Source organism: Mesorhizobium sp. M7A.F.Ca.US.011.01.1.1, assembly GCF_003998295.1.
GTDB lineage: Bacteria > Pseudomonadota > Alphaproteobacteria > Rhizobiales > Rhizobiaceae > Mesorhizobium.
In genome coordinates this window covers 19,069-28,019 of the sequence record NZ_RZRT01000019.1, presented here as the reverse complement: position 1 = coordinate 28,019, position 8,951 = coordinate 19,069, and the positions used below count along the sequence as shown (strand labels likewise).

The following is an 8,951-nucleotide window of genomic DNA, read 5'->3' as shown; positions in this document are numbered from 1 at the left end:
GGCGAAGGTTCGCGACAGCAGCAGCGCGGCAAGACCGCCGATAGGCCCGCAGCCGACGACCAGCACGGAGCCGGCCGTTTTCGGCAGGCGCCGCACCGCGTGCAGCGCCACCGCCAGCGGCTCGGTCATCGCCGCGACCCGCTCGTCGAGCCCGGCATCGATGATATGCAAAAGCCGTGCGGGCAGCACCGCCTGTTCGGCAAACCCGCCGTCGCAGATTTCTCCCACAAAGCCCAGCGACACACAGAGATGCCGCCTGCCGGCATGACATTGCGCGCAGTCTCCGCACCAGAACCGGGAATCGGCGACCACCCTGTCGCCGACGGCGACGCTATCAACGCCTGCGCCGATGGCGGTCACCGTGCCGGTCAGTTCATGGCCGGCCGTCGACGGCGACCGGCTTATCCATTGGCCCGTGCGGAAATTATGCAGGTCCGAACCGCAGATGCCGGCGGCATCGACCCTGAGCTTCACCCAGCCCGCATCCGGCACGCCCGGCGCGGCGACATCCTCGACGCGCAGATCGCCGGGTCCATAGAGTCGAGCAGCCTTCATCGCGATCGTTTCCGCTCAACCGGCGAGATAGCGGTCGCGGATTTCCGAGACCGCGTTCTCATGCGAGCTGAAGCCCTCGTAGCGGGCGAGCCTGCGGGCGTGCAGAGCGAGTTCCGGATAGGCCGCCGAGGTGACATAGCCGACCGACGAGCGCTTGACGAAATCCGTCACCGAAAGCGGGCCGTAGGTCCGCGCCCACCGGCTGGTCGGCAGCACTGCATTGGGTCCAAGGACGAAGTTGGCAAGGGTCACCGGCGTGTGCGGTCCCATGAGGATTTCGGCCGCCTCGGTGATGCGTCCGAGATGGGCGAACGGCTCCGTCGACAGGATCTCGAGATGTTCGGGCGCATAGTCGTTGATGAAGCGGTAGCTGTCTTCCAGCGACGCCGTCAGCACGATGCCGCCGCGCTTGCCGGTCAACACCGCGCGCGAAAACTCGACACGCTGCTCGGTCATCCGCGACCAATGCTCGGGAAGTGCGGCGAGTGCTGCTTCTGCAACCTTGCGGCTGTGCGTCACCAGATAGGCCGAGGAATCTGGCCCGTGCTCGGCTTCGATCAACAGGTCGAGCGCGGCAAGCCCGCCGTCGACGCTGTCATCGGCAAAGATGATCGCTTCCGACGGGCCGGCCGGAAGACCTGTGTTGATGACCGACGACAGCACGCTCTTGGCCGCCACCACCCACGGGCTGCCGGGACCGACGATCTTGAGCGCGGGCTTCACCGTCTCGGTGCCGTAAGCGACGGCGGCAACTGCCTGGGCGCCGCCGCATTTGTAGACCGTGCCCACGCCGGCGAGACGCGCGGCCACCAGCGTTGCCGCATCCACCGACCCATCCGATGTCGGCGGCGTCACGATGGCGATCTGCGGCACGCCGGCAATCACCGCCGGCACCGATGTCATCATCGTCACCGACGGAAAGGCGCCCTTGCCGCGCGGCACGTAGAGCGCAACGGATGCGATCGGCGTGTACCTGTCCCCGGCATAGGCGCCCGGCCGGACTTCCTTGAGCCACATCGTCTCCGGCTTCTGCTCCTCATGGAAGCGCCTGATGTTGTCGATGCCGAACTGGATGCTCTCGACGACGTCCCTTTCCACCTTGTCGAACGCCGCATCGAACTCGGCTTCCGACACCTGCAGTTCGCCCTCGGCGACATTGGCCTTGTCGAGTTCCCTGGCGAAGCGGATCAAGGCGGCGTCGCCTTCGTCCTTGACGGCCTGGATGATCGGCCGGACCTTCTCAACGAAGACCGTCAGATCGGCCTCGGCGCGCTTCAGCAGACTGGCGCGCTGGTCGGCATCGATGGATGACAGATCGTGGAAGCTGATGTCGGACATGATTGCTCGTCTCCTGGAACTCTTGGAACGCAATGACGGTTGGCCCGTGGATGGCCATAGTTCTGCGGGTCGACAAGCCGACCGGGGCAAGGATCAAAGCCGTCGAGAGGCTCCACTCAGGCAAAAGCATATACATGTATGTATGATGGTCGCCAGCAATTTTTCCATCATCCTTCCCGTCGAAACTGCGGAGACAAACCTGCCTCATCAGATCGAGGCGAGAAAGCCGCCATCGACCGGAATGGACTGGCCGGTTATGTAGGCAGCCGCATCCGAAGCGAGGAACACGGCGATGCCGTGCAAGTCGTGGAGATCACCGAAACGCCGCTGCGGGATCTTGGCCAGCATGGAGTGCTGCCATGCCTCGTTGCTGTAAAAAACGTCGGTCATCGCCGTCCTGAAGTAGCCCGGCGCGATGGCGTTGACCCTTATGCCAAGCTCCGCCCACTCCGCCGCAAGCGCCCGCGTCATGCCGAGCAGGCCCGACTTCGACGAGCCATACGGCACCGCGGTGGGGATTCCGACTTCGGATGTCAGCGAGCACAGATTGATGATGGCACCAGGACGGCCGGCGTCGCGCATCTGCCGCGCGGCGGCCTGGGCGCAGAAGAACGCTCCCTTGAGATTCGTGTCGACGATCCTGTCCCACAGCGCCTCGTCGACATCGAGCGAGGGCCGCACCTCCTCCATCCCGGCATTGTTGACGAGAATGTCGAGACCGCCAAGCAGGCGGGCGGCCTCGACGGTGGCTGCGCGGCAGCGACCGACATCGGTGACGTCGAGGGCAACGGCATGCGCCACCCCGCCGGCGGCGCGGATGGCTGTCGTTGTGTCCTGCAATGAGGCCAGGCTGCGCGCCGAGACCGCGACGTCGGCGCCGGCAGCACTCAGCGCTTCGGCGATGCTGCGCCCGATGCCTCGGCTTGCGCCGGTGACAAGCGCCTTCCTGCCGGAGAGATCGAAGAGAGAAGCGTTGCGCATGTGATCCTCCTTGCCGGTGTCGGTTTCCGCTTCAACGTCGAGACTATCAGATCAAGTTACATATACAAGCATATACAAACTATTTCGACTACGGTACGGATGACGAAATCTACCGCAGAGGAGCCCGCCCGTGTCGAAAGCCTCGGACATGGTCCGCACCGAAGTCAACCGCCTGTCGCCCTACAATTCCGGGCTGACAATTGACGAGGTCATGGAGCGATACGCGCCGGCCAGAATCGCCAAACTGGGCTCGAACGAAAACCCGCTCGGGCCCAGCCCGACCCTCGTCACGACGATGCATGCCGGTTCCGAGATGTTCCGCCTCTATCCCGACCCCGCCGGGCGCAAGCTGCGCCAGGCGGTCGGCGACAAATGTGCCGTCGCCGAGGACCAGATTATCCTCGGCAACGGTTCCGAAGACCTTCTCTCCGTCATCAGCCGTGCCGTGTTGCGGCCGGGCGACGCGGTCGTCACGCTCTATCCGTCGTTTCCGCTGCATGAGGACTACGCGACGCTGATGGGGGCGACCGTCAAGCGCGTTGTCGTCAACGACGATCTGACCATCAATGTCGATGCGCTGGTCGAGGCGGTGCGCGAGCGGCCGCGCATGCTGCTGTTCTCGAACCCGATGAACCCGGTCGGCAGCTGGCTCTCCGGCGGCGATCTGTCGAGGGTTCTGGACGCGGTCGGCGACGAGACGCTGATCGTCATCGACGAAGCCTATGCCGAATATGCCGAGGGCGACGACTATGCGTCATCCCTGCCCTATCTCGGAAAGCTGGACCGGCCCTGGATCGTGCTGCGGACCTTTTCCAAGGCGTTCGGCCTGGCCGGATTGCGGATCGGCTTCGGCATCGTCGGTGACCCGGAGCTGCGCGCGCTGCTCGACCGCGTCCGCACGCCTTTCAACGCCAACGGCGTGGCGCAGGCCGCAGCATTCGCGGCGCTGGCCGATGACGAACACCTCGCCAGGGTCGTCGCGCTGGCCAGGGCGGAGAGAAAACGCGTCGAGACTTTTCTGGCGAGCAAGGGCCTCGACGTCGCCGCCTCCAGGGGCAACTTCCTGTTCTTCAACTGCCGGCGAGATGCTTCCGTCTTCGTCGAAGGCCTGTTGCGGCAAGGCGTCATCGTCAAGCCGTGGAAGCAGCAGGGTTTTGACACCTATGTGCGCGTCAGCATCGGCTCGGCTGCGGAGAACGACCACTTCATGGCCGTTCTGTCGGAGCTGTTGTGAATACACGCTTTGACCGGGATTCGGAACGGACCAGCCAAATTGACCTGCTCCTTGCGGCAGCGAGGTACCAGTTGGGGCACGATGTCACGCTGCGGCGCAATTCGTAGAATGAGGCAGCAGATTTTTTTGAGCTTCAGGCCGACAGCAGGCCTTAACTTTCGCGGCGTGGGTTTTTACATCTCTGCGGTCTGCAAACGATCGACGCTTGAGGAGGCTCCCTTGCAGCAACCAGATGACATCGCCGCCCGCCGATTGGGCATTCTCATCGAGCAATATGTGGAAGCGCGCAAAAAACGATACGGCTGTGTGTCGACCGAGCAGGCCTATCGGGCCATCCGGCAGGTCCTCAAACCCGCCATTCCCGATCGCGAACTCGACGACATGGTCGCCTCGCTTGCCGTGAAGAACGGTCTGGCGGTCGTTTTCGACCGCCAAACCAAAGCGTCCGCAGATGACGTAGCTCCGAGGCCAAGCCCCTAGATCGACGCACATCTGCCGGCGCCGGGCGCCATATCAATACGGGGCCAAACGCATCGTTCGACCCCGCATCGATGTGCATCGCCGGAGGAACCTGCGATACACCTGCGCCGTGGCCTGTGTGCCGCAAGCCGACGGGCGTGGCGGCTTCAAGCGGCGGTGCTGACCTGGCCCGGCTCGAGGACCGACTTGACCTTGCCGGCTACCGCGCGTCCCAGATCGGCGTTGTTTGCGGCGGTGAAATGAATTCCGTCGACACCGTCCGTGGTGAGGTAATCGCCGGCGTTGAGGAAGTCGATCTTCATGAAATCCGCCATCGCCTTGTACTGCCTGGCCAGATCCCTGGATTTTTCGTGCCCGCCGCCGAACATGCCCTCGAACCACGGATCGGGCATCGGGGTCAGCGGCGGCGGCGCAATGACCAGCGCCTTGGGGGCCGGATAAGGCGTGCCGATGCCGCCGGCACTGGTCAGGATCTGCCCGACGAGTTTCGCCATTCCATTGGCGATCTCATAAGGCGTCCGGCGGAAATAAGACTTGGTGTCATTGGTGCCGAGCATGACGATGACCAGGTCCAGCGGCAGATGGCTGGCGATGGCCGAGGGCAGGTAATTGGCGCCGTTCAGGCGCGGATCGTTGGGGTCGTCCAGACAGGTGGTGCGCGCGCTCAGGCCTTCTTCGATGATGTGGTAGCCCGCCCCCAGCGCCGCCGCCATTACACCGGTCCAGCGCTGGTCATAGGGGTAGCGGTAGGTCGGCGACCCTTCCTTGACCGGAACCCAGCCCCAGGTCAGCGAGTCGCCGTAGCACATGATGTTTTTTGGCGGTGACATCCATGTTTCTCCATCTGTTTGCAATTGTCTGAACGCCGGCGCACTTGCTTTTCGCCGTCTCAAGTCAGGGGTTTCGCACACGCACCCCGTAGAAGATCGCCGCGCCGAGAATGATGACGCCCTGCGCGATGAGCTTGCCGGGCTCGTCGATGCCGAGCACCGTCATCACCACGAACAGCAGCGCAAAGCACAGCGCCCCGAAGAAAGGCCCCCAGACGCCGCCGTCGCCACGGCCGAAGACGACGCCGCCGAGGATCGTTGCCGCGACCGCCAGGATCGGCAGGTCGAGGCCGACACGGACGCTGCCGACGGCGATCGAACCGGTCTGCACCAGGGCCGCGATCGCCGCGATCAGGCCGGCGAGCGTATGCGCAAGGATCACCGTTCGCTGGACCGGCACCCCGGAAAAATGCGCGGCTTCGGCATTCTCCCCGACCGAGGCGACGTAGCGGCCAAAGACGGTCCGCGAGAGAAGCAGCCACACCAAAGCGGTCAGCAGGACCCAGAACAGCACCGGCGTCGGAACCGACAGGAATTTCGTGTTGTAGAGGTCGTTGAACAGCTTCGGCACATCGCCGGGCGGATTGCCGCTCGACAGGAACTGCACCAGCCCGACCAGGATGATGCTGACCGCCAGCGTGACGATGACCGCCGACACCCGCCGGCTCCCTATCATGAAGCCGTTGAACAGGCCGATCACGAGGCCGGTGGCGAGCGCCAGCACGACGAAGAAAGGCATCGACGCGCCGGGGAAAGTGCCCGACGAGATGAAATAGTTGATGAGCAGGATGATGCCGCCGCCGGAAAGGTCGATCGACTTCACCCGCATGACGATGAGTTGCCCCAGCACGAGGATGCCGAGCGGCACGATCTGCCTGATGAAGATGCCCATGATATTGAGGTTGAGCATGTTCGGCCGCGCGATCCACAGCGTCGCCAGCAGCACGAGAAAGACAAAATAGGACGGCGGTATGCGCAGCAGGCGCCGGGCGATCGGATTTGCGAGAACGGCAGCCATCTTTCAGAGCCCCATCTTCTTGCGGGATTGCAGCCCGACCACCGCCAGCAGGATGCCGCCCTTGATCGCCGTCTGGACAAAGGGCGAGACGTTGGCGAGGTTCATGCCATTGGCCAGCAGTGCCATGACCAGCGCGCCGATCACCGTGCCGTGCAGGCTGCCTATGCCGCCGGAGAGCTGGGTGCCTCCAAGCGCCACGGCGGTCACGGTGTCGAGTTCGAAAAGCAGCCCGACATTCGGATCGCCCGACACAATGCGCCCGGCCAGGAAGACACCGGCAGCCGCCGCGAAACAGGAGCAGACCACATAGGCGAGGATGATGTTGCGGCGGTCGGAGACGCCAAAATTGCGGGCAGCACTTTCAGCGCCCGAAGCAATGCCGCCGCCAATCGCAAACAGATGCAGCCCGTATCGCGATCCATAGAGCAGTTTCCACGCTGCCAGGATCACGACGATGCCCCAGAAAACCGGATAGGGAACGCCGAGGAAACTGCCTGAAACGGCATCGATGACGATCTCCGGCACCGTACCGCCGGACACAGGACGCAGGATGCGCGTGATGCCGAGCACGATGTACTGCGTCGACAGCGTCGCGATGATCGGATGGACGTTGAAACGGGTGATCGCCAGGCCGTTGATCAGCCCGATGAGTGCCGCCAGCACGAAGACCGCCGGGATCAGCACGACAGCCGGCTGATCGAGCGCCAGCACCGCCGTGGTGAAGCTGATGACGGAGCCGACCGACAGATCGAGCCCGCCGATGAGCACGACCACCAACTGTCCGATGGCCGCGATGATCAGCGGCATTGCCTGGGCCACCAGGTTGAAGAGGTTTTCGGCCGTGGCAAATTGTGTCGTCTCGACGGTCAGCCACAGCGAAATGAACAAGGCGACCAGCAGTGGCAGGCCCCACAGGCCTTGCCGCGTGTTCCGGCCACTAAGGATGTTGAACAGCGAGCGAACCATGGCAGCCCCTAGAGCTGGCGCGCGGAGCCGCCCGTCAGGGCCGCGTCGAGGATCTTGTGTTCCGTCGCCTGCGCCGCCGGCATTTCGGCAACGATGGTGTCGTCGTGGACGACGTAGATGCGATCGCAGAGCCCGATCAACTCGATCGTCTCGCGCGACAGCACCAGCACGGCGCCGCCCTTGGCGGTAAAGTCGCGCAGCAGGTGGTAGATCTCGGACTTGGCGCCGATGTCGACGCCGCGGGTCGGCTCCTCGACCAGCAGAAGATCGAGATCGGCGGCCAGGTAGCGGCCGAGGAGAACCTTTTGCTGGTTGCCGCCCGACAGGGAGCCGACCGGCGCGGACGGCCCTGCCGCCTTTATGTTCATGACCTCCATCATGCGGGCGATGACGTTTCGATACGGCCGCGCCGGCGCGAGTTCGGATCGCCTCGAATGCAATCCGATGGCGATGTTGTGGGCGATCGGCAAAGCGAGGAAGAGCCCCTCTTCCTTGCGGTCCTCGGGAACGAAGCCGACCCTCAGCTGCTGCAAATGGCGAACGCCTGATGATGCCGGGAGCGGCATTTTCAGCGCTTTGCCGTTGACGGAAATCGTCCCGGCGAAGGGATGATAGCGGCCGATCAGCGATCTCAGGAAGCGCTGCTGGCCCTGTCCCTCCAGGCCGGCCAGGGCGACGATCTCGCCCTTGTGCAATGTCAGCGACAGCGGCCGCGATATCTCGGTGATCCTCAGGTTCTCGACGCGCAGTATCTCGTCGCCTTTGTTATCAGTACGATCGGGAAAAAGGTCCTGGAGTTCGCGTCCGACCATCATGGCGATGAGTTCGTCGGTGGTGATCTCGGACACCATCCTGGTGCCGACCAGTGCGCCGTCCTTCAGCACCGTCACCGTGTCGCACAGCTCGAAGATCTCCTCCATGCGATGCGAGATGTAGACGACGGCCTTTCCCTTATCGCGCAGCCGGCGGATGTTGCGGTTGAGCACATCGACGTCGGCTGCGTTGAGCGCCGCCGTCGGCTCGTCGAGGATGAGCACGCTGGCGTCCGCCTGGATGCAATGCGCGATCTCGACGAATTGCCGCTCGGCGATCGTCAGGTTGGAAACGAGTTGCGACGGGTCGAGCGTGAGGCCGAGTTCGCCAAGAGCCCTGGCGGTCTGGCTTTTCATCGCGGGATAGTCGATCGAGCCGAACCGTGTCGTCGGCTCCCGGCCCAGAAACATGTTCTCGGCGATCGACAGATTGGGCAGCAGCGAGTGCTCCTGGAAAACGGTCGAAATGCCGGCATCCAGCGCGTCGCGCGGCGACTTCAGATCGAGCTTTTCCCCGTTCATGAAGATCTCGCCGAAATCGGGCTGATGCACGCCCGCCAGGATCTTCATCAACGTCGATTTGCCGGCGCCGTTCTCGCCCATCAGGGCGTGGACGCTGCCCGCCTTGAGATCGAGGGAAACGGAATGGAGCGCCTTGCTCCCTCCGAACGCCTTCGAAATGTGGGACATCTCGATAAGATTGGTCACGAAACCCTCGAACGAACCAAATTCAACAC

The 8,951-nt window shown here is 63.7% G+C and carries 9 protein-coding genes; 2 read left to right on the top strand and 7 right to left on the bottom strand.

All coding sequences use genetic code 11. The features are described 5' to 3' along the window. The 3 genes from EOA13_RS38785 to EOA13_RS18630 form a co-directional block, all read right to left on the bottom strand. A partial coding sequence (locus EOA13_RS38785) for an alcohol dehydrogenase catalytic domain-containing protein (RefSeq protein ID WP_245490420.1) occupies positions 1-555 on the bottom strand: 555 nt, incomplete at its 3' end. A 15-nt stretch (positions 556-570) separates the two neighbouring features. Next, a complete protein-coding gene (gene hisD, locus EOA13_RS18640; RefSeq protein WP_127294789.1) occupies positions 571-1,893 on the bottom strand; it encodes a histidinol dehydrogenase in 1,323 nt (440 codons plus the stop codon). 207 nt (positions 1,894-2,100) lie between these two features. Continuing rightward, positions 2,101-2,874 (bottom strand): glucose 1-dehydrogenase, encoded by a 774-nt coding sequence (locus EOA13_RS18630; protein WP_127294787.1) that lies wholly within the window; start codon positions 2,872-2,874, stop codon positions 2,101-2,103. Between the two features lie 130 nt (positions 2,875-3,004). On the opposite strand from EOA13_RS18630, the gene EOA13_RS18625 reads away from it, so the two are divergent. Together EOA13_RS18625 and EOA13_RS18620 are read left to right on the top strand one after the other, a co-directional pair. Beyond that, on the top strand, positions 3,005-4,108 hold the full coding sequence (locus tag EOA13_RS18625; protein ID WP_127294785.1) for a histidinol-phosphate transaminase: 1,104 nt from the start codon (positions 3,005-3,007) through the stop codon (positions 4,106-4,108). A gap of 108 nt (positions 4,109-4,216) precedes the next feature. Beyond that, positions 4,217-4,588: a hypothetical protein gene (locus EOA13_RS18620; RefSeq protein ID WP_245490419.1), complete on the top strand. Its 372-nt coding sequence runs from the start codon at positions 4,217-4,219 to the stop codon at positions 4,586-4,588. Positions 4,589-4,734: 146 nt separating this feature from the next. Here the strand turns inward: EOA13_RS18620 and EOA13_RS18615 are convergent, their stop codons facing one another. The 4 genes from EOA13_RS18615 to EOA13_RS18600 form a co-directional block, all read right to left on the bottom strand. After that, the gene (locus tag EOA13_RS18615; RefSeq protein ID WP_127294783.1) at positions 4,735-5,418 is read right to left on the bottom strand and encodes an SGNH/GDSL hydrolase family protein; all 684 of its coding nucleotides are present in this window, start codon (positions 5,416-5,418) and stop codon (positions 4,735-4,737) included. Positions 5,419-5,482: 64 nt separating this feature from the next. Further along, positions 5,483-6,436, bottom strand: a complete 954-nt coding sequence (locus EOA13_RS18610) for an ABC transporter permease (RefSeq protein WP_127294781.1) — start codon at positions 6,434-6,436, stop codon at positions 5,483-5,485. A 3-nt stretch (positions 6,437-6,439) separates the two neighbouring features. Continuing rightward, positions 6,440-7,402: an ABC transporter permease gene (locus EOA13_RS18605; RefSeq protein ID WP_127294779.1), complete on the bottom strand. Its 963-nt coding sequence runs from the start codon at positions 7,400-7,402 to the stop codon at positions 6,440-6,442. Positions 7,403-7,410: 8 nt separating this feature from the next. Then, positions 7,411-8,922, bottom strand: coding sequence for a sugar ABC transporter ATP-binding protein (locus EOA13_RS18600; RefSeq protein WP_127294777.1), 1,512 nt, complete (start codon positions 8,920-8,922; stop codon positions 7,411-7,413). Between the last annotated feature and the right edge of the window lie 29 nt (positions 8,923-8,951).

Excerpts from the sequence above, each read along its gene's own strand:
- hisD (WP_127294789.1), bottom strand. The coding sequence starts at position 1,893 with ATGTCCGACATCAGCTTCCACGATCTGTCATCCATCGATGCCGACCAG.
- EOA13_RS18630 (WP_127294787.1), bottom strand. The coding sequence starts at position 2,874 with ATGCGCAACGCTTCTCTCTTCGATCTCTCCGGCAGGAAGGCGCTTGTC.
- EOA13_RS18620 (WP_245490419.1), top strand. The coding sequence starts at position 4,217 with ATGAGGCAGCAGATTTTTTTGAGCTTCAGGCCGACAGCAGGCCTTAAC.
- EOA13_RS18615 (WP_127294783.1), bottom strand. The coding sequence starts at position 5,418 with ATGTCACCGCCAAAAAACATCATGTGCTACGGCGACTCGCTGACCTGG.
- EOA13_RS18610 (WP_127294781.1), bottom strand. The coding sequence starts at position 6,436 with ATGGCTGCCGTTCTCGCAAATCCGATCGCCCGGCGCCTGCTGCGCATA.
- EOA13_RS18605 (WP_127294779.1), bottom strand. The coding sequence starts at position 7,402 with ATGGTTCGCTCGCTGTTCAACATCCTTAGTGGCCGGAACACGCGGCAA.